Annotated in this window: 24 protein-coding genes; 7 read left to right on the top strand and 17 right to left on the bottom strand. The window is 66.2% G+C overall.

The features are described from left to right. Together HDC29_RS06790 and HDC29_RS06785 are read left to right on the top strand one after the other, a co-directional pair. Complete coding sequence (locus HDC29_RS06790) at positions 1-2748, top strand: ATP-dependent DNA helicase (protein ID WP_179495601.1); 2748 nt, start codon at positions 1-3, stop codon at positions 2746-2748. Between the two features lie 57 nt (positions 2749-2805). Further along, entirely contained in the window at positions 2806-3357 is a 552-nt protein-coding gene (locus HDC29_RS06785; protein ID WP_179495599.1) for a histidine phosphatase family protein, read from the top strand. A gap of 55 nt (positions 3358-3412) precedes the next feature. On the opposite strand, the gene HDC29_RS06780 is transcribed toward HDC29_RS06785, so the two are convergent. From HDC29_RS06780 to rpmF, 9 genes are all read right to left on the bottom strand, one after another. After that, the gene (locus HDC29_RS06780) at positions 3413-3682 is read right to left on the bottom strand and encodes a hypothetical protein (protein WP_179495597.1); all 270 of its coding nucleotides are present in this window, start codon (positions 3680-3682) and stop codon (positions 3413-3415) included. Between the two features lie 44 nt (positions 3683-3726). After that, positions 3727-3960, bottom strand: coding sequence for a hypothetical protein (locus tag HDC29_RS06775; protein WP_179495595.1), 234 nt, complete (start codon positions 3958-3960; stop codon positions 3727-3729). Continuing rightward, positions 3950-4177, bottom strand: a complete 228-nt coding sequence (locus HDC29_RS06770) for a DUF2384 domain-containing protein (protein WP_179495593.1) — start codon at positions 4175-4177, stop codon at positions 3950-3952. Before HDC29_RS06770 ends, HDC29_RS06775 begins: the two co-directional genes overlap by 11 nt. 55 nt (positions 4178-4232) lie before the next feature. Continuing rightward, positions 4233-4733 carry a hypothetical protein gene (locus HDC29_RS06765; RefSeq protein WP_179495591.1) on the bottom strand — a complete coding sequence of 167 codons (501 nt, stop codon included), beginning with the start codon at positions 4731-4733 and terminating at the stop codon, positions 4233-4235. Between the two features lie 412 nt (positions 4734-5145). After that, positions 5146-5517, bottom strand: a complete 372-nt coding sequence (locus tag HDC29_RS06760; RefSeq protein ID WP_179495589.1) for a MerR family transcriptional regulator — start codon at positions 5515-5517, stop codon at positions 5146-5148. Between the two features lie 29 nt (positions 5518-5546). After that, on the bottom strand, positions 5547-5840 hold the full coding sequence (locus HDC29_RS06755; RefSeq protein ID WP_037556786.1) for an integration host factor subunit alpha: 294 nt from the start codon (positions 5838-5840) through the stop codon (positions 5547-5549). 189 nt (positions 5841-6029) lie between these two features. Beyond that, positions 6030-6995 carry a beta-ketoacyl-ACP synthase III gene (locus tag HDC29_RS06750; protein WP_306455565.1) on the bottom strand — a complete coding sequence of 322 codons (966 nt, stop codon included), beginning with the start codon at positions 6993-6995 and terminating at the stop codon, positions 6030-6032. Further along, a complete protein-coding gene (gene plsX, locus HDC29_RS06745; protein WP_179495587.1) occupies positions 6992-8026 on the bottom strand; it encodes a phosphate acyltransferase PlsX in 1035 nt (344 codons plus the stop codon). The genes HDC29_RS06750 and plsX overlap by 4 nt, the downstream gene beginning before the upstream one ends. A 22-nt stretch (positions 8027-8048) precedes the next feature. After that, entirely contained in the window at positions 8049-8228 is a 180-nt protein-coding gene (gene rpmF / locus HDC29_RS06740; protein WP_056348227.1) for a 50S ribosomal protein L32, read from the bottom strand. A 329-nt stretch (positions 8229-8557) separates the two neighbouring features. On the opposite strand from rpmF, the gene HDC29_RS06735 reads away from it, so the two are divergent. Continuing rightward, entirely contained in the window at positions 8558-8995 is a 438-nt protein-coding gene (locus HDC29_RS06735; protein WP_179495585.1) for an MAPEG family protein, read from the top strand. A gap of 5 nt (positions 8996-9000) precedes the next feature. On the opposite strand, the gene HDC29_RS06730 is transcribed toward HDC29_RS06735, so the two are convergent. From HDC29_RS06730 to HDC29_RS06710, 5 genes are all read right to left on the bottom strand, one after another. Beyond that, on the bottom strand, positions 9001-9666 hold the full coding sequence (locus HDC29_RS06730; protein ID WP_306455564.1) for an MBL fold metallo-hydrolase: 666 nt from the start codon (positions 9664-9666) through the stop codon (positions 9001-9003). 151 nt (positions 9667-9817) lie between these two features. Beyond that, positions 9818-10426, bottom strand: a complete 609-nt coding sequence (locus HDC29_RS06725; protein WP_179495584.1) for a hypothetical protein — start codon at positions 10424-10426, stop codon at positions 9818-9820. A gap of 37 nt (positions 10427-10463) precedes the next feature. Continuing rightward, positions 10464-11006 carry a TIGR02281 family clan AA aspartic protease gene (locus HDC29_RS06720; protein ID WP_257018083.1) on the bottom strand — a complete coding sequence of 181 codons (543 nt, stop codon included), beginning with the start codon at positions 11004-11006 and terminating at the stop codon, positions 10464-10466. Between the two features lie 56 nt (positions 11007-11062). Further along, on the bottom strand, positions 11063-11683 hold the full coding sequence (locus tag HDC29_RS06715; protein ID WP_179495582.1) for a hypothetical protein: 621 nt from the start codon (positions 11681-11683) through the stop codon (positions 11063-11065). A 31-nt stretch (positions 11684-11714) separates the two neighbouring features. Next, positions 11715-12452: a folate-binding protein YgfZ gene (locus tag HDC29_RS06710; RefSeq protein WP_179495581.1), complete on the bottom strand. Its 738-nt coding sequence runs from the start codon at positions 12450-12452 to the stop codon at positions 11715-11717. A 58-nt stretch (positions 12453-12510) separates the two neighbouring features. On the opposite strand from HDC29_RS06710, the gene pyrC reads away from it, so the two are divergent. After that, positions 12511-13533, top strand: coding sequence for a dihydroorotase (gene pyrC / locus HDC29_RS06705; protein WP_179495580.1), 1023 nt, complete (start codon positions 12511-12513; stop codon positions 13531-13533). 145 nt (positions 13534-13678) lie between these two features. On the opposite strand, the gene rarD is transcribed toward pyrC, so the two are convergent. Further along, a complete protein-coding gene (gene rarD, locus HDC29_RS06700) occupies positions 13679-14596 on the bottom strand; it encodes an EamA family transporter RarD (protein ID WP_179495579.1) in 918 nt (305 codons plus the stop codon). A gap of 12 nt (positions 14597-14608) precedes the next feature. Continuing rightward, the gene (locus tag HDC29_RS06695; RefSeq protein ID WP_373562770.1) at positions 14609-14836 is read right to left on the bottom strand and encodes a hypothetical protein; all 228 of its coding nucleotides are present in this window, start codon (positions 14834-14836) and stop codon (positions 14609-14611) included. A gap of 184 nt (positions 14837-15020) precedes the next feature. Between HDC29_RS06695 and HDC29_RS06690 the strand changes: the two genes are divergently transcribed. The 3 genes from HDC29_RS06690 to HDC29_RS06680 all read left to right on the top strand — a co-directional run bounded on the left by HDC29_RS06690 (position 15021) and on the right by HDC29_RS06680 (position 17022). Continuing rightward, positions 15021-15419 carry a glycine zipper 2TM domain-containing protein gene (locus HDC29_RS06690; protein WP_179495577.1) on the top strand — a complete coding sequence of 133 codons (399 nt, stop codon included), beginning with the start codon at positions 15021-15023 and terminating at the stop codon, positions 15417-15419. A 162-nt stretch (positions 15420-15581) separates the two neighbouring features. Continuing rightward, on the top strand, positions 15582-16133 hold the full coding sequence (locus HDC29_RS06685) for a GNAT family N-acetyltransferase (RefSeq protein ID WP_179495575.1): 552 nt from the start codon (positions 15582-15584) through the stop codon (positions 16131-16133). A gap of 136 nt (positions 16134-16269) precedes the next feature. Beyond that, a complete protein-coding gene (locus tag HDC29_RS06680; RefSeq protein WP_179495573.1) occupies positions 16270-17022 on the top strand; it encodes a hypothetical protein in 753 nt (250 codons plus the stop codon). A gap of 96 nt (positions 17023-17118) precedes the next feature. Here the strand turns inward: HDC29_RS06680 and HDC29_RS06675 are convergent, their stop codons facing one another. Continuing rightward, positions 17119-17301, bottom strand: a complete 183-nt coding sequence (locus tag HDC29_RS06675) for a CsbD family protein (protein WP_179495571.1) — start codon at positions 17299-17301, stop codon at positions 17119-17121. Between the last annotated feature and the right edge of the window lie 317 nt (positions 17302-17618).

Here is a 17618-nt window from a genome sequence, read left to right as displayed (position 1 = left end):
ATGGCGCCCCACCCGCTTACCCTGCCCGCGATCCACGCGAGCCACATCGGCATCTGGATCGCCGACGCGCACGGCCGCGTGCAGCGCGTCGGGCGCGGTGAGGCGATCGCGGCGGTCGCGGCGACGCCGCATCTTTTCCTCAATGCGACGCTGACCGGCGACCGGCTCGGCTATCCCGAACTGTCGGGGCTCGACCTGCTCGAGCTTTTCGCGTTCCTCTATCCCGCGCGTTTCGCGGTGCCGACCCCGGCGGGTATCGCCGCCGCCGTCGCCCTGACTCCGCCCGAAAGCGAAGAGGATATCGCCGCTTTCCTGCCCAGGGCCGCCGCCGCGATGCTCTCGACCCTCGACGATCCCGACTGGCCCGAGCGCGAGGGCGCGTGGCACGGCGCCGAGGCGCTGTCGCGCCAGCGCTGGTCGTGGGCGCCGCTGGTCCAGCCGCGCCTGCCCCGCCCCGACGCCAGCGAACGCTGGCTCTTCGCGCGCCTCCCCGAATGGGAGGAAACGCCGCCGCGCGGGGTCCCGCGCCAGGTGACGATCGACGAAGCCGACGTCGTGGCGCGGCTCGACCGTCTGACCGGCGACGGCGCCGAACGCCGCCCGGGGCAGCAGGATTACGCCCGCGCAACCGCCGCGATCTTCGCGCCGCGCGAGCGCAAGGACGCGCCGCAGATGCTCGTTGCCGAGGCCGGCACCGGCATCGGCAAGACGCTCGGCTACCTCGCTCCCGCCAAGCAATGGATCGACCAGTCGGCGGGCAGCGTGTGCATCTCGACCTTCACCAAGGCGCTGCAACGCCAGCTGTCGCGTGAAACCGAACGGCTCTACCCCGACGCCGCAACGCACCGTGAAAAAGTCGTCGTGCGCAAGGGGCGCGAAAATTACCTCTGCCTGCTCAACCTCGAAGACGCGTTGCAAGGCGGCTTCTCGGGCCGCGCCGCGATCCTTGCGCAGCTTGTGGCGCGCTGGGCCGCCTATACGCGCGACGGCGACATGGTCGGCGGCGATTTGCCCGGCTGGCTTCCCGCGCTGTTCCGCCGCAACGGCACAACCGCGCTGACCGACCGGCGCGGCGAGTGCATCTATGCGGGCTGCCCGCATTTCCGCAAATGCTTCATCGAACGCTCGGCTCGCGCGGCGACGCAGGCCGATATCGTCATCGCCAACCACGCGCTGACGATGGTGCAGGCGGCGCGTCCGCGCGATGGGGGCGCGCCCGCGACGCGGCTGATCTTCGATGAAGGCCACCATCTGTGGGACGCCGCCGACAGCATGTTCGCTGCGGCGCTCACCGGCCAGGAAGCGGTCGAAATCCGCCGCTGGGTTCTGGGGCCAGAGGGCAAATCGCGCGGGCGCCGCCGCGGGCTCGCCGCACGCCTCGCCGATGTCGCGAGCTATGACGAGGCGGGCGACCGCGCGATCCAGGCCGCGATCGCCGCCGCCGCCGAACTGCCCGGCGACGGCTGGCTCGGCCGCCTTTCGGAAAACGAACCGTGGGGCGCGGTCGAGCGGCTGCTCGTCGCGGTGCGTGCGATGGTCTATGCCCGCGGCATCGACAGCCGCACCGCCGACACGGGCTATGGTCTCGAAACCGAGCTCGCCGATCCCGACCCCGAACTGGTCACCGCGGCCGCGAGCGCGAGCGACGCGATCGAGGCGCTGCTCCGTCCGCTGATGACGCTCGGCAAACGGCTCGAAGCCTTGACCGAGGACCCGCCCGACTGGCTCGACGGACAGGCCCGCGCGCGCGTCGATGGCGCGCGCCACAGCCTTGGCACGCGCATCGACACGCTCGGCGGCTGGCTGTCGCTGCTCGGGCGCGTCGGGGGCCCCGCCGACCCCGATTTCGTCGACTGGCTCGCGGTCGACCGCTACGACGGGCGCGAGTTCGACTGCGGCCTCCACCGCCACTGGCTCGACCCTGCGCGTCCGATCGCCGAGGTTGTCTATCGCCCGGCGCAGGGTGTGCTCGTGACTTCAGCGACGTTACGCGGCGGCGGGCACGGCAGCGGCGGCTGGGCCGACGCCGACATCCGCACCGGCGCGCGCCACATGGACGGCGGCGTCCGCCATTTCGCGGTGCCGAGCCCCTTCGACTATGCCCGCCAGTCCGAGGTGCTGATCGTCACCGATATCGCGCGCGGCGACCTGCCCGCGCTTGCCGGCGCTTACAGCCGGTTGATCGAGGCGGCGGGCGGCGGCGCGCTCGGCCTGTTCAGCGCGATCCGGCGCCTCCGCATCGTCCATTCGCGCATCGCCGACCGCCTCGCCCGCGCCGGCCTCCCGCTCTATGCCCAGCATGTCGATCCGCTCGACACCGGCACGCTCGTCGATATTTTTCGCGCCGACCCGCACGCCTCGCTGCTCGGCACCGATGCCTTGCGCGACGGCGTCGATGTCCCCGGCGATTCGCTCCGCCTCGTCGTGATGGAAGGGGTGCCATGGCCGCGCCCGACGATCCTGCACGCGGCGCGGCGCGCGGCGCAGGGCGGCAGCGCCTATGACGATATGGTCATCCGCGCGCGGATCGGGCAGGCATTTGGCCGCCTGATCCGCCGCGCCGATGATTTCGGCCAGTTCGTCATGCTCTCGCCCAGCTTTCCCTCGCGGCTGCTCGGCGCCTTTCCCGAAGGCACGCCGATCCGCCGCCTGCCGCTCGACGAGGCGGTCAACCATGTCGCCGCTGCCAATGTCGCGCGCAGACGGGGGACGAAGTCTACCGCGTTTCCAGCCTTTTCACCGTCATAAGTTTCCGGCACAAGGCCTGCGAAATCGAGGGATAGCGCAGCGGCGCGGGGAGATATTTTGAAGACTTTGACCATCCTGCGCCACGCCAAATCGGGTTGGGACGTCCAGGTTGAACGCGATTTCGACCGCCCGATCAACAAGCGCGGCGCGCGCGGCGCCGAAATCATCGGCCAATGGCTGAAACGGCGGAAGCTACCGGTGGATCGCATCATCGCCTCGCCCGCGGTGCGCGTGACCGAAACGCTCGACATCTTTCAGCCCGCCGCCGGCCTCGATATGCTCGAACCGCATTGGGACCGCCGCATCTATCTCGCGTCGGCGGCGACGCTGATCGACGTGATCCGCGACACCGGCCGCGACGCGCAGCACCTGTTGATCTCGGGCCATAATCCGGGCCTCGAGGATCTGGTCCTGATGCTCGTCCCCGAATCGGCGGGCGACGAGCTCCGCGCGAAGGTGGAGGAAAAGCTTCCGACCTCGGCGCTCGCGCGGCTCGACCTCGACATCGCCGACTGGCACGATCTCGACACCGGAATCGCGCGCTTCGCCGACTTCATCCGCCCCCGTGACCTCGACCCGGCGCTTGCCCCGGCCATGGACGACGATTGAGGGCATCGCCGGTATCGCGCGGAATGCCGGCCATCGAGCCAGGCCGGCATCCTGATCAGAACCGGGGCAGCGATAGCAGAGCGATCGGCGGAAAGCTCCCGCCTGTTATGGTCAGGTAATAGCGCCGCGAAGAGCCTTGCTCCCTCGCGATCACATTGATCTCTTCATTCTGGAACCACACCCAGAAACGGTGCGTCCCGGCGTTGATCCAGTCGACGATCTGATCGGCGAGGAACAGGCTCTCGCCCACTTTCACCGCTGCGATATGATGCGTCCGGCCGTTACCGGTACCTTCGCGAACGGCGATGATCTCATAGTCTGCCATATCGGACGTTCGATCCTCTTGTCGGGGCAGGCCAGGGGCCTGCCCTAGTAACGAACCGGCACAATGCGGATCCCGTCGATGGCGCCGGGTGACGCACGCGACCGCGCGATGGCTGCGGCGCGCAGATGGTCGAGAGCGATCACTTCATAGCCGTTTTCGTCCGGCTGCATGGGGAGATCGGTTTCGACGACAAGGATGACCTTTCGCGCAAGGCCGTCGATCTGCCATTCGAACCAGCATCGCACGATATGGCTCGCATCCGGGGGATCATTCTCCATGGCGCGCGCCCGGCAAAACGGATCGCGCGCGGATTTCCCGTTCGACGCTGGCATAGCCAGCCTCGCTTTGTGTTGCGACGGCGATCGGACGTCCGCTCAGGACTGCGTCTTCGGTGTTGAGGAAGTCGAGCGCCGCATCCCGCCCGCCAAGTAGCTGGAACGCCAGCGCGCTGATGGCGCCTTGCCGCTGCGCATCATCGGGCGCGAGGGGCGTCAACCGGCGATTTCGCCGAAACGGATTTGTACGCAGACTCGCCGAGGCAGGGCGGGGTTTATCCGGATCTGGCATCGTCGCCCCCGCTCTTCGTCCGGCCATGCAAATCGGGCGAGGCAGGCAATTTGGCGGCGAGCGTGGCCAGCTTGTCCTCATCGAACCCCAGCGCACGATAAATGTCGCGTCCGATAATCCAGATATCTTCCTGGACCTCGGCAAGGCGGCCAACGACGTCGTCAAGGCCGAAGGATGTCCTTTCCTCGTCGGTCATGGCGAGCGCCTCGTTGACGAGCAATTCGGCAACCAGCGTGTCGCCAACGAAAACCGGATAATCGGCCGCAGGCTCGGAAACCGGCGCGCCGGCCTTCGGGCTGCCATGCGCCTGCTCGGCCACCGCGACAAACCCGTCCCCCAGGCCGCGGCGCTCGCGATATTCGTTGATCCGCTTCGCATAATAGCGCGGCAGATCGAAGCTCGGCAGCAAATGGCCGTCGCGCCGGGCTTGGCTCACGACCATGAGCGCCATCTGGTGATGATAGAGAAGTTGGTTGAGATCCACCGTCATCCTCCCTTTTTGCGGGAGCGCGATCGTCTCTCAGTCTCCGGCATGCAGAACAAAGCCAGCGATATATCGTAAGTGGGATCGCCAGCCCTGTTTTTCAAGGCGCGCGCTCCGCGCAACGCGCGTCAAACCTGCCCTCCTCGCGGAAGCGGCCGAATTGATTCGACATATCGCCGAATAGGCCTAGCCTCGTACGACAGAGGCTTTCCTTGGCGACCCGGAAAGCCGACGGGGCTTCCTTTGGTCATGACCGCAGAGGACGGGAGGGCCCTGTCGTCTGGCAGGGCTCTTTCCGTGAATCCCGCGCCACATCGAGGTTCTTTTTGGTTGGAAGCTGCCGATCCTTCCCGCCCGGAGGATCGGAAACGCTCACCCTAGGCCGGCCTTATCGGACCGAACCGCCGTCGCCTCACTGCAGCGCCGCGGCCAGCCGCTGGCGCAGCGCGACGAGCGCCTCGACCGGGATTCCGGCCGCGCGCGGCGGCGCTTGGGTATCGCGCATCGGCGCCGCCTGTGGTGCAGGCGCCGCGTCCGGCTCCGACAGCGCCTTGCGCGCGCCTTCCACCGTAAATCCCTGCACATGCAACAGATGGTGGATACGTTCGGCGAGCGCGACATCCTCGGCGCGGTAATAGCGACGGCGGCCCGACCGCTGGAGCGGCTTCAATTGCGGAAAACGCGTTTCCCAATATCGCAGCACATGCGTCGGCACCCCGATGCGTACCGCCAGTTCGCCGATTGCCAGCATGGCGCTGGGCGCCTTGCCGTCATCGCCGGCCATGCCAGGCCTCGGCATCGATGGGGCGAAAGCTATTTGCCGGCAACGCGTGCTCGCATCGTCTGGCTGGCGCGAAACGTCATCACGCGCCGCGGCAGGATCGGCACCTCGATCCCCGTCTTGGGATTGCGGCCGATCCGCTGCGCCTTGTCGCGCAGCACAAAGGTTCCAAAGCCCGAGATTTTGACATTCTGCCCCACCGCGAGCGCGTCGGACATATGGTCCAGAATCGATTCGACGATCGCCGCCGATTCATTGCGCGACAGCCCGATCTGCTGGTTGATCCGGCTGGCGATATCGGCTCGCGTAAGTGTCCCTGCGGTCATGTTGATCCCTTCCCCCTCCTGAAGCGAAAATGCGCAATTGGTCCTGTGACAGCCCCCACCGTCACGAGTCCCGTTACGCATATGTAACAAATCCGAATTAATCCGCCAAACTGAAACGGATGGAGCGAGAAGTTGACGCGACGAGTTCCGCCGTGCCCCGCTGCGGGCCGCCGACGCGTCCGCCTTTGGTCACATCCTGAGGACGGCCGCGCCCCATGTGAAGCCGCCGCCCATCGCTTCGAGGACTACAAGATCGCCGCGCTTGATGCGCCCGTCGCGCACCGCAAGGTCGAGCGCGAGCGGCACCGACGCCGCCGATGTGTTGGCGTGCTGGTCGACCGTCAGCACGACGCGCTCGGCGGGCAAACCCAGCTTTTTGGCGGTCGCGTCGATGATCCGCTTGTTCGCCTGATGCGGGACGACCCAGTCGATCTGGTCGGCCGACAGGCCGATATCTTCCATCACTTCGCCGAGCACGCTCGCGAGGTTGGTGACCGCGTGGCGGAAGACTTCGCGACCCTGCATCCGGACGTGGCCGACGGTGCCGGTCGTCGATGGTCCGCCATCGACATAGAGCATGTCCGAATATTTGCCCTCTGCGTGGAGCCGCGTCGCGAGGATGCCGCGGTCGTCGGCGACGTCCTCCGCCGACAATATGATCGCGCCCGCGCCGTCGCCGAACAGCACGCAGGTGGTGCGGTCTTCCCAGTCGAGGATACGGCTGAACGTCTCGCTGCCGATCACCAGCGCATGTTTTGCCGCGCCGGTGCGCAGCATCGCGTCGGCGACCGACACGGCATAGAGGAAGCCCGAACAGACCGCTGCAACGTCGAACGCGATGCAGTCGGGCGTGCCGAGCAGCGCCTGCACCTTCGTGGCGCTGGCGGGAAAAGTGTTGTCGGGGGTCGCGGTGGCGACGATGATCAGCCCGATGTCCGACGGCTCGAGCCCCGCCGCCGTCAGCGCCTGCCGCGCCGCATCGGCGCCAAGCGTGGCGGTCGTCTCGTCAGGCTCGGCGATGTGGCGAAAGCGAATGCCCGTGCGCTCGACGATCCATTCGTCGCTGGTATCGACGCGCTGCGCCAGTTCCGCGTTCGAAACCCGCGTGCGCGGCAGCGCCGATCCGGTGCCGGCCAGGATGGCGCGCAGCGTCATGCCGCGTCGCCGCTGCGGAAATTCGCGAGATCCTCGGTCACCTGGCGCGTGATATCCTTTTCGATCAGCTCGGCGCACAGGTGGACGCAGTTCGCGACCCCCTTCGCGTCGGCGCTGCCATGGCTCTTGAGCACCACGCCGTTGAGGCCGAGGAACACCGCGCCATTGTGATTATTGGGGTCGAGATGGTGGCGCAGCAGTTCGGTCGCCGGGCGCGAGATCAGGAAGCCGATCTTCGAGCGCGTCGAACTGGTGAAGGCGCGGCGGAGCAGGTCGGTCACGAAACGCGCCGTCCCCTCGATCGTCTTCAGCGCGATATTGCCCGAAAAACCGTCGTGGACGATCACGTCGACATCGCCGCGCGACAATTTGTCGCCCTCGATAAAGCCGGTGAATTCCATCGGCAGCCCGTGCACCTCGCGCAGCCGCGCCGCGGCGTCGCGGATCTCGTCGGTGCCCTTCAATTCCTCGGTGCCGATGTTGAGCAGCGCGACGCGCGGACGTTCCAGCCCCATCGCGGTGCGCGCATAGGCGGCGCCCATGACCGCGAACTGGATCAAATTGTTGGCGTCGCAATCGGTGTTGGCGCCGAGGTCGAGCATCACGACGTCATTGTCGCCGAGCGTCGGCAGCAGCGCCGCGAGCGCGGGCCGGTCGATTCCCGGCATCGTGCGCAGCGCCAGCTTCGCCATCGCCATCAGCGCGCCGGTGTTGCCCGCCGACACGGCGCCGCCGGCATCGCCGCGCTTCACCGCGTCGATGGCGAGTCCCATCGAGGTGCTCTTCGCCTTGCGGATCGCCTGGCTGGGCTTGTCCTCGCCCTTCACGACGCCGTCGGTGTGGAGGATATCCGACGCCGCGCGCAGGTTCGGGTGGTTGTCGAGCGCCGCCTTGATCTGCACCTCGTCGCCGACGAGGATGAAGCGGAGGCCATCATGCTTGTGGCGCGCCATCGCGGCGCCGGCGAGCATCATCTGCACGCCGACGTCACCGCCCATCGCATCGATTGCGATTCGCGGTGTCAGTGCCATCTAATGCCCTCCGGCTGAATTTTTACGCGCCGACCGACACCACTTCGCGGCCGTTATAGTGGCCGCAGGCGTTGCAAAGGTTGTGCGGGCGCTTCAGCTCGCCGCAATTCGGGCATTCCTGATAGGCTTCGACCTTCAGGCTGTCGTGGCTGCGACGCATTCCGCGCTTCGAGGGCGAGGTTTTTCGCTTGGGAACGGCCATGATTTTTCCTGCATTCTCAAATAGTGTGTCACGAATCGGCTACCCGGATTTGTCATCTCCGTCGCCGGGAATGACTGGCCCGCCCGCCACGCCGAAGCCCATTCCCGCCCAGATGACGCAGGAAAAATCTTCCGCCGGAAGGTGCCTCAACGCCAGATGGTGTCGGGTGCCGGATCGGGCGCGGCTATAGCGTTTTTGCCCGCAAAGGCAAGCCCATTGCGCGCGAAGATGGCCACGGCTTCATTATCGGGCACAAGCTTGCCCTGCGCGCCCGGCGATGCCACACCGCCCCCATCGCCGGAACGACCGGCCCATAAGGGGGAAGCCAAATGATAATCTTGCCGATCAGCCTGACGATCGCCGCCGGCGCGGCGCTGCTCAACCTGTGGCTCTCGGTCCGCGTCGGCCGCGTTCGCACAAGGGAAAAGGTCTTTATCGGCGACGGCGGCAACGACCTCCTCACCCGGCGGATGCGCGCGCACAGCAATTTCGTCGAAAACACCGCTTTCGTGCTGATCCTGCTCGCGCTCGTCGAACTCGGCCTCGGCTCGTCGATGTGGCTGTGGGGCGTTGGCGCGCTCTACCTTGTCGGCCGCATCCTCCACGCGCTCGGCATGGACGGCATGATGTGGGGCCGCATGGCCGGCACGATCATCACCATGCTGACGCTGCTCGGCCTCGCCATCGGCGCGCTCGCGATCGTCTATCTGACGCCGACGAACATCACGACGACCGAAATCGAGGAAGTGGCGGTCGCGCCGCGCTGATCCGTCTAGCCGCCCAGCGCCATATCGCTCACGAACGGGTTCGTCCGCCGTTCGTGGGCGAAATTGCTGTGCGCACCATGCCCCGGCAGAAAGGTCGTGTCGCCGCCCAGCGGCCACAGCTTCTGCGTGATCGAATCGAGCAATTGCTGGTGGTTGCCGCGCGGGAAGTCGGTGCGCCCGATCGATCCCTGAAAGATCACGTCGCCGACGATCGCCAGCTTCGACGGCGCATGGTGGAACACGACGTGCCCCGGCGTATGCCCCGGGCAATGAATGACATCGATCTCGAGATTGCCGACCGTCACCGTGTCGCCATCGACCAGCCAGCGGTCGGGCTCGAAGGATTCGCCGACCATCCCGAAACGCGCGCCGTCCTCGGCAAAGGCTTCGATCCAGAAACGGTCGTCCTCGTGCGGCCCCTCGATCGGGACGCCAAGTTCCTTCGCGAGCATCCCCGCCTGCCCGCAATGATCCATATGCCCATGGGTGACGAGGATCTTCTCGACCTCGACGCCGGTCTGCTGCACCGCTTCTTTCAGCTTGGGCAGGTCGCCGCCGGGGTCGACAAAGGCCGCCTTGTTCGTCGCGGTGCACCACAGGAGCGTGCAATTCTGCTGGAAAGCGGTGACCGGCACGATCGCCGCGCGCATCGGGGGATTGGAAGCATTCATGGCGCTCGATGTGGGGAAAAGCGTCGCGAATGGCAAGGCCGGCGCGCGATCGCGACCGCCGCCCCGGTGTGGCAGTTCACGACCGATTGCCGTCCTCAGATGCAAACGCTCTCGATCCCGAAAGCGGCAATTTATTTGAGGCCCCGCTCCATCAATCGCAGAGCACATCTGTCGGTTCGCCTAGACGAAGGACGAGAGCCTCCAGCTTCTTGTAATCGGCCGCCAGGATTTGATCAGGACCTACCGATATTTTTGCGCCCTTGGATGCTTCTACGCCTGAGCAGCAGAAGCAGATATTGATCTCGCCGATTTGCCTGCCGCGCTCGTCATAATAGCGGAAAAAATGATGTGGGATAAAACAAGCGGCCATGGCTTCTGGAGCTTTTTCGATACGCAAGGCCCCTTCAAAATCTGCCAACTCGCTGGCACTTAAAAGGCGACCCTCGGGCCTACTCAAAATTGGCGTGCCATCCGGGCCATATCCTTTTTCAACAAAAAGCCGAACTTCCTTGGCGCCCGGAAAAGGATTCTGAATCTCGGGGCTAGCCGACACGGTAGAGATAGCTTTTTCTCCACGCCGCTGTTGCGACGAGCGAGATGCCTCGTCCCCCTCGCATCCGCCAAGGCACAGCATGGCAATCAAGCCTAAGATAGAAGCCCCTTTGTGCACTCGATTGCCCCTGTCCCGAAACCCGTTCACTGATCTGTTTACCCGTCCGCGCAACAAATCAAAGCGTCCGCTCTGAACAGCCAAGGTCATTACCAGACAGTCCGCTTCCCACCCCAAAGCCGCCGCGTCACCGCAGCGTCATCATATCCTCCTCGACATTGACGGCATCCAGCTTCGACAGAAAACTCTGCCCGAGCAGCGACACGCCCATGTCGGCATCGATCACCGCCGCCGGGACCCGCCGCACCTCGATCCCCTCGACGACGACACTGTCGAGCGTCACGGTGCGCATCGGCACGTCGCCGCCCGCGGTGCGCGCCATGCCGCCGATCGGCAGGCTGTCGACATCGATCCCGATCGCCTCGGCATCGCGGCGTGTCAGCGCGACGATCGACGCACCGCTGTCGACCATCATCCGGATATTGGTGCCGTCGACTTCGGTGTCGGCATAGAAATGCGAATCGCCCGACCGGCCGAGCCGCACTTCGCCGCCCGGCGATCGCGCGCCCGACGACGGGACACCCGACGACCAGCCGCGCTTGCCGCGCTGCGTCGTCCAGTTGCTGTTGTCCTGCGTCGCCGCCGTCACCGGCGCATCGCCGCCATCGCCGGTCGATCGGCTGGCGACGCTCGCCACGCCGACCGCCAACGCCGTGATGGCGACCGCCAATCCAAGAAACCGTCCGATCATGGACGGGTTTGTCGCAAATTTGGGTTGGAGATTGGTTAAGCGGGTTCGCGTGGTGCGGCGGCCGCCGCCGCGCGCTCCTCGCCCTGTTCGATGAAAGCGCGCCAGGTCGGCGCCTCGCCGCGAATGCTGTAAGCGATTCGTGCGCAGGCATAGGGCTGACCGGGGCGATTGTCGGCGTCGCGCGCCGTCGCCGGCCAGGGCCCCTCGCCGCTTCCGCCCGCGGTCCAGCAGACGAGCGCCTCGGCCTCCTTCCCGGCTTCGATCGCTGCGCGCTCGGCGGCGCTCATCGACGCGGGGGCGTTCCAGCCAAGAATCGCGCGATGCGTATATCCCTTCGAGAAAAGTGCATGAAGGAACGGGCTGTCACGATCGTCGAGCAGGCTCCTTATGCGCTCGCGATCGGCAGCGGCCAGCCAACGTCCGCCAAGCAGCGGCGCCCATTGGGCCTCGTCGCGCGAACGCAGCGCCGCTGCCAGTTCGTCCGCCGCGGCCTCGAAACGCGGGGTCCACGCCGAGTCCGCCGCGAGCGGGGAAAGCCGGGAGGGCGGCGCCGCGATCTCCGGCTCGGCAGGCAGCAACGAAGTCGGCACCGCGCCGACGGCGGCCGACAGGGCAAAAGCGGCGGCGAGCGCCGAGGAAATCAGCAGTGCGCGCATGGCCGCAATCTATCAGCAAAGCCTGCACCTGTCATGAACCGGCGGCGAGCCCCTCGCGCAGCCATTCCGGCGCTTCGGCGGCATCGACATTCTCCGCCCGCCGATGCTCGACCGACCAGCCAAGTTCGGGATAGGCGATCACCTGCCGCTTTTCGTCAGCATTGGCGATCGGCACCACGACCAGCCGCCGGTTCACCTTCTGCCGCCAGTTCATCCGCGCGGTATTTTCCTGCCCGACGTAACAGCCCTTGGTAAAGCTGACCCCGTTGAGTTCGGCGGCATTGCATTCGAGCCAGAGCGTCGTTCCGTCGCCAAGCTCGGCGCGCCCTTCGGTGACGCCGAGCGCCAGCCGATGCGCGCGCCACGCCGCATCGGCGTCCCCGTCTGCGCCTGCGCCTTCATCCGCCGGCGCGAGCCAGCGCTGGCCGAGTTCGGAAAGCCGCGGATCGACGACGCCAAGGTTGCCTTCGGGCGCCCAGTGGACGGCAAGCCCCTCGTCGCGCTCGATCGTGATCGCCCGGCGCAGCCGATAGAGCGTCAGCCGTTTGGCGAGCGCGTCGGCGGCCTCGCGCTCGCAGTCGATCAGCACATCCTCCTCGTCGGCCCAGATCAGGAAATCGAACAATGCCTTGCCCTGCGCGGTGAGCAGCGCCGCCCACACCGGCAGATTGCCCGACGTGTCGTTGGTGACCAGACCTTGCAGGAAGCCGCGAACGTCCTCCCCCGACAGACGGATGAGGGCGCGGTCGTGAAGGGTGGTATTGGCCATGGCGATAATCTAGGGACGCGGCAGCCAAAGCCAAGCCCACTTACGACGAGTCTTTTCGATGACCGACCGCCTGACGATCCGCCGCCCCGACGACTGGCATGTCCATCTGCGCGACGGCGCGATGCTGGCCCATGTCGCGCCCTATACCGCGCGCCAGTTCGCGCGCGCGATCGTCATGCCGAACCTCTCGCCGCCGGTCACGACCGCCGAGGAAGGCCGCGCGTATCGCGACCGCATCAACGCTGCGGTGCCCGCCGATCTCGATTTCACGCCGCTGATCGTCGCCTATCTCACCGACCACAGCGACCCCGACCAGATGGCGCGCGGCCATGAAGAGGGCGTGTTCACCGCCGCCAAACTCTATCCTGCGCACGCGACCACCGGCAGCGCGCATGGCGTTACCGACGTCGCGAACATCATGGGCGTGCTCGAACGGATGCAGGACATCGGCATGCCGCTCCTCATCCACGGCGAGGTCACCGACGCACACGTCGACATCTTCGACCGCGAGGCGGTGTTCATCGAACGCACGCTCGAACCCCTCGTCCGTGCGCTGCCCGGCCTCAAGATCGTCTTCGAACATATCACGACAGCCGAAGCGGCGCAGTTCGTCGCCGACGCGCCCGCCAATGTCGCCGCGACGATCACCCCGCAGCATCTCCACATCAACCGCAACGCGATGCTTGTCGGCGGCATCCGCCCGCACGCTTACTGCCTGCCCGTTGCCAAGCGCGAGCATCACCGGCTCGCGGTGCGCAAGGCCGCGACCTCGGGCTCGCCCAAATTCTTCCTCGGCACCGACAGCGCGCCGCACGCCGTGCATACCAAGGAAGCCTCGTGCGGCTGCGCGGGCATCTTCAACGCGCCCTATGCGCTCGAAAGCTACATCAAGGCGTTCGACGAGGACGGCGCGCTCGCCCATTTCGAAGGCTTTGCCAGCGAACATGGCCCGCGCTTCTACGGCCTGCCGCTCAACGAGGGCACGGTGACGCTCGAACGCGCCGGGACGCTCGTCCCCGACCGCATCGGCGAAGTCGTCCCCTTCCACGCGGGCGAAACGCTGGGCTGGCGGCTGGTTTAACTTTCTTCGTCACCCGGACTTGGCCGGAGATTATCCCCTGTGGGCACGTAAGTTCATGCTCCCGGGCGAAAGCCGGGGTCCATGCAGCGGCTGCGGCGATGGATGCCGGATCAAGTCCGGCATGAAGAGGACAGAATAGGCGGCCCTAGGCCACCTCGATCATCCGTTCGGCGCGCATCTTGCGCAGCATGTCGAAACTGAACACTGCGATGCTGATCCAGATCAGCACGAAACAGGCGAGCTGCACGGGCTTGAGCGGTTCGTGGAACACGAACAGGCTCAAAAGGAACTGCAGCGTCGGCGCGAGGAACTGGACGAAGCCGAGCGCCGCATAGCTCATCCGGCGCGCCGCGGTCGCAAAGAGCAGCAACGGCACCGCGGTGACGACACCGCCCGCCATCAGCAGCAGGCTGATCGACGTGTCCGATCCAAAGCCGCGCCCGTCGCCCGCCCACAGATACCAGGCAGCGACGCCGAGCGAGGGCAAGAGCAGCACCGTCGTCTCGACCGAAAGCCCCGGCAGCGATCCGACCGGCGCGACTTTGCGGAGCAGACCATAGATACCGAAAGAGAAGGCAAGCGTCAGGCTGATCCACAGCGTATCGAGCGCCCCCGCGAGCAGGATCGCGACGCCCACGCCCGCGATGACGACCGCCACCAGCTGCAACCGCGACAACCGCTCGCCGAGAAAGATCATCCCCAGCATCACATTGACCAGCGGGTTGAGATAATAGCCGAGGCTCGCCGCGAGCACATGGTCGGTGAAGATCGAATAGATATAGACGAGCCAGTTCACCGCGATCAGCACCGCGCTTGCCAGCAGCAGCCGCAGCGTCCGCCAGTCCTTCAATGCCGCCAGATATTCGCCGATCTGCCGCCGGAAGAGCATGATCGCGAAGCAGAGCGGCAGCGACCAGATGATCCGCTGCGCCAGCACCTCGACCGGCGGGACGCTCGCGATCAGCTTGAAGAAGAGCGGGACGAAGCCCCAGATGCCATAGGCTGCAATGGCATAGGGCAGCCCGCCCTGGTCGCTCCCCGCGGGGCCCGGTGTCTGAGCCATGGCTTTTGACTTCTAGAGGGTCAGATGATGCCGCCGCCCAGCATCAGGCGGATGACGCCGATGACGATGACGACGATATTGAGGTTCCGCCCGCTCGTCTTGTCCGACATCGCGCAGCGCGAGCCCGATGACGGCGAAAGGGATGATGACCCAGTTCGCCCAGCCGAGCAGCGGAATGAACGCAAAAACGGCCAGAACCAAGGCGATGGCGCCGATGACGAGCGATCCGATATTGAGCATGGCTCCGTTTCTCGCACGCCGCTGCCGATGCGGCAAGGGCCTTTCGGTTCGTCGATGGATGCGCTCGCTTCGTCTTGTTGCCTTGGGTTAATGCAACGCGATCGGGAGCCGGCTCGTTTTTCCCTCGAAGCGCACGCCCCTGTTCAAAGGGGGCGGAGCTGCCGAACCAGGAAAGGACTTTACTATGCGTATCTTCACCAAAGGCCTGATGGGCGCGTTCGTCGCCGCCAGCGTCCTCGGCACCACCCCGCTTCACGCCGGCGTGACGACCCCCGCCAAGGCGCCGGGCTATCACGAGTTCGAACAGGCGTCGGACTTCTACCGCAAGCGCAAGGATCGCCGCTATTATGCGCGTGACGAGCGCGTCAGCCGCAACACCCGTATCTGGCGCGACAATGATGGCCGTTATCGCTGCAAGAAGGACAATGGCACGACCGGCCTCCTGATCGGCGGCGCCGTCGGCGGCCTCGCCGGCCACGAAATCGCCGGTGGCGGCGACAAGCTGCTCGGTACCGTGCTCGGCGCCGCGGGTGGCGCGCTGCTCGGCCGCGAGATCGACCGCGACAAATATCGCTGCCGCTAATGAGACAGAAACCGTCTCGAGTGCGGGTTCGAGACCCCTCCACCCGTACACGCTGATGGCGAGGGCACCGGTTAACGCCGGTGCCCTCAAGCGCGTGCGGCTTGTCCATCGACCGTTCTTGCCCCACAAGCGTCGTCCAACGCTGCGGGAAAGTGATAGATCATGCTGAACGGCCCCCTGCTCGTCACCGAGCGCCTGATCCTCCGCCCGCCCGCGGCGGAGGATTTCGAGGCTTTCGCCGCCATGTGCGCCGAAGAAGACACGATGCGCTTCATCGGCGGCGCGTGCCCGCGCTCGGCGGCGTGGCGCCAATGGTGCACGCTTGCGGGCGCGTGGCATATCCGCGGCTTTTCGATGTTCTCGGTGATCGAACGCGATACCGGCGAATGGGTCGGCCGCCTCGGCCCGTGGGAGCCCGACGGCTGGCCGGCGCCCGAGATCGGCTATGGCGTCAGCGCGCGCTTCGCGGGCAAGGGCTACGCCTTCGAAGGCAGCGTCGCCGCCTGCGATTTCGCGGTCGAATTCCTGAAATGGCCCGAACTGATGCACAGCATCGATCCCGCCAACACGCGCTCGCAAGCCCTCGCGAAACGGCTCGGCGCGACGAACAGCGGGCCGACCCGCCTCCCCGCGCCGTTCGAGGACGCGCCCGTCGATGCGTGGACGCAGAGCGCCGACGCGTGGCGCGCCAGGCGCAAGCAATTTCAGCCCTGAACGCGCGCCATTTCGCGAAAGCGTCTCGCTCCGAGACAGTTTTCGGGGCATAAACCCCACCGCGTTAACGCATTTTATTTGGGCCTTTTTGACCAGGATCGGGCATTCCCGGTAAAGGATTAAGGGAGTGTTAGCGATGAAGTTGCGCGGAAATTGGATCGTTGCCGGCTTGCTGATGGCGACGATGCCGCTCGGCGGCTGCCGGGACAATCCGAATGCCAAGGCCGATCTCGCACCGCTCGACGACGGGCTGACGAGCGACGATCCCGCGATCAAGGGTTCGCTCGAAGACAAGATCATGGTCGATCCGAAGCTCGCCGGCCAGTCGAACCGCAACGCCGTCGGGCCGGGCAACCGGCCGATCGACGGCGGCGTCCCCGGCATCGCGGGCGGCAAGGCCGCGACCGCTGCCGAAGCCGCCGCGGCGCTGAAGGCCGGCAAGCTGCTCACCGCGCCCCGGGCGCTTCCGATGGAAGCGGCCGGCTGCGACGGCTGCGCGGCACAGGCGCGCCCGGTCACCATCGGCGCGCTCGCGCGCGACCAGCAGAAGGGCGGCTGCGACGCCAAGCTGACCTACAGCAACGCCTGGGCCGACCGCCTGCCCGCCGCGTTCAAAGTCTATCCGCGCGCGACGCTGCGCGAAGCCGCCGGGATCGCCGGCGGCAAATGCAATATCCGCGTCGTCAATTTCCAGACCGCGGCGTCGATGCAGGCAGTGCTCGATTATTATCACACGATGGCGATCCGCGCCGGCTATACCAGCGATCACCGCGTCAACGGCAACGAGCATCTGCTCGGCGGCACGAAGGGCGATCTCGCCTATGTGCTGATGATGCGCCGCGACGGCGGGATGACCGACGTCGATATCGTCGCCTCGGGCGGCAAATAGGCCTCACCTCCGCGCGGCCCATGAAAAAGGCCCCGGGGAGAGGGTTCCCGGGGCCTTTTTCGTCGCTTGCGTGAGCAGGCTATCAGGTCTTGGCGGTCAGATCTTGTCGCCGAGCGCGCCCTGGACCTTGCCCTTCAGATTCTGGGCTTCGCCCTTGCGCTCCTGCGCCTCGCCTTCGGCACGAAGACGCTCGTTGTCGGTCGCCTTGCCCGTCGCCTGCTTCACATTGCCGGCGGCTTCGTTGGCAAGACCTTTGGCTTTTTCGGTGAGTTCACCCACGGCGTATCTCCTTGTTTTTCCAGAGGCGAAGGGGGTGCGCCTCTTGTCCAACCAACGAGGCGCGGGGACAGATGTTCCGTGACGGCGACAGAATGTTCCGGAGAAAGGACGACTGCCCAAGAGGGAGAGTGGATGCCCTCGCGTCGCCGTGCCGCAACTGATCGGGGATTCATAGCCGCGCTGGCCTCGACCGACCGCCCCGCGGGCCCGCATCACCCAAATGGGCAAGAGGCGCTGCGGGTCCCCGGGGCGAGTCCCCCGGAATGCCGGTTCGCTCCTCCCGCTACGGCAAATACTCGCCTCACCCCGTCCAAGGC

It is taken from the genome of Sphingopyxis sp. JAI108, from assembly GCF_013410105.1.
GTDB lineage: Bacteria > Pseudomonadota > Alphaproteobacteria > Sphingomonadales > Sphingomonadaceae > Sphingopyxis > Sphingopyxis chilensis.
The sequence above is the reverse complement of the archived record's forward strand: the minus strand, read 5'-3'. Positions and strand labels throughout refer to the sequence as shown.

Excerpts from the sequence above, each read along its gene's own strand:
- HDC29_RS06755 (WP_037556786.1), bottom strand. The coding sequence starts at position 5,840 with ATGACCGCAGGGACACTTACGCGAGCCGATATCGCCAGCCGGATCAAC.
- HDC29_RS06690 (WP_179495577.1), top strand. The coding sequence starts at position 15,021 with ATGCGTATCTTCACCAAAGGCCTGATGGGCGCGTTCGTCGCCGCCAGC.
- HDC29_RS06710 (WP_179495581.1), bottom strand. The coding sequence starts at position 12,452 with ATGGCCAATACCACCCTTCACGACCGCGCCCTCATCCGTCTGTCGGGG.
- HDC29_RS06695 (WP_373562770.1), bottom strand. The coding sequence starts at position 14,836 with ATGCTCAATATCGGATCGCTCGTCATCGGCGCCATCGCCTTGGTTCTG.
- HDC29_RS06685 (WP_179495575.1), top strand. The coding sequence starts at position 15,582 with ATGCTGAACGGCCCCCTGCTCGTCACCGAGCGCCTGATCCTCCGCCCG.
- HDC29_RS06725 (WP_179495584.1), bottom strand. The coding sequence starts at position 10,426 with ATGACCTTGGCTGTTCAGAGCGGACGCTTTGATTTGTTGCGCGGACGG.
- HDC29_RS06715 (WP_179495582.1), bottom strand. The coding sequence starts at position 11,683 with ATGCGCGCACTGCTGATTTCCTCGGCGCTCGCCGCCGCTTTTGCCCTG.
- HDC29_RS06735 (WP_179495585.1), top strand. The coding sequence starts at position 8,558 with ATGATAATCTTGCCGATCAGCCTGACGATCGCCGCCGGCGCGGCGCTG.
- HDC29_RS06680 (WP_179495573.1), top strand. The coding sequence starts at position 16,270 with ATGAAGTTGCGCGGAAATTGGATCGTTGCCGGCTTGCTGATGGCGACG.
- rpmF (WP_056348227.1), bottom strand. The coding sequence starts at position 8,228 with ATGGCCGTTCCCAAGCGAAAAACCTCGCCCTCGAAGCGCGGAATGCGT.
- rarD (WP_179495579.1), bottom strand. The coding sequence starts at position 14,596 with ATGGCTCAGACACCGGGCCCCGCGGGGAGCGACCAGGGCGGGCTGCCC.
- pyrC (WP_179495580.1), top strand. The coding sequence starts at position 12,511 with ATGACCGACCGCCTGACGATCCGCCGCCCCGACGACTGGCATGTCCAT.
- HDC29_RS06750 (WP_306455565.1), bottom strand. The coding sequence starts at position 6,995 with ATGACGCTGCGCGCCATCCTGGCCGGCACCGGATCGGCGCTGCCGCGC.
- HDC29_RS06775 (WP_179495595.1), bottom strand. The coding sequence starts at position 3,960 with ATGGAGAATGATCCCCCGGATGCGAGCCATATCGTGCGATGCTGGTTC.
- plsX (WP_179495587.1), bottom strand. The coding sequence starts at position 8,026 with ATGGCACTGACACCGCGAATCGCAATCGATGCGATGGGCGGTGACGTC.
- HDC29_RS06780 (WP_179495597.1), bottom strand. The coding sequence starts at position 3,682 with ATGGCAGACTATGAGATCATCGCCGTTCGCGAAGGTACCGGTAACGGC.
- HDC29_RS06790 (WP_179495601.1), top strand. The coding sequence starts at position 1 with ATGGCGCCCCACCCGCTTACCCTGCCCGCGATCCACGCGAGCCACATC.
- HDC29_RS06760 (WP_179495589.1), bottom strand. The coding sequence starts at position 5,517 with ATGGCCGGCGATGACGGCAAGGCGCCCAGCGCCATGCTGGCAATCGGC.
- HDC29_RS06730 (WP_306455564.1), bottom strand. The coding sequence starts at position 9,666 with ATGAATGCTTCCAATCCCCCGATGCGCGCGGCGATCGTGCCGGTCACC.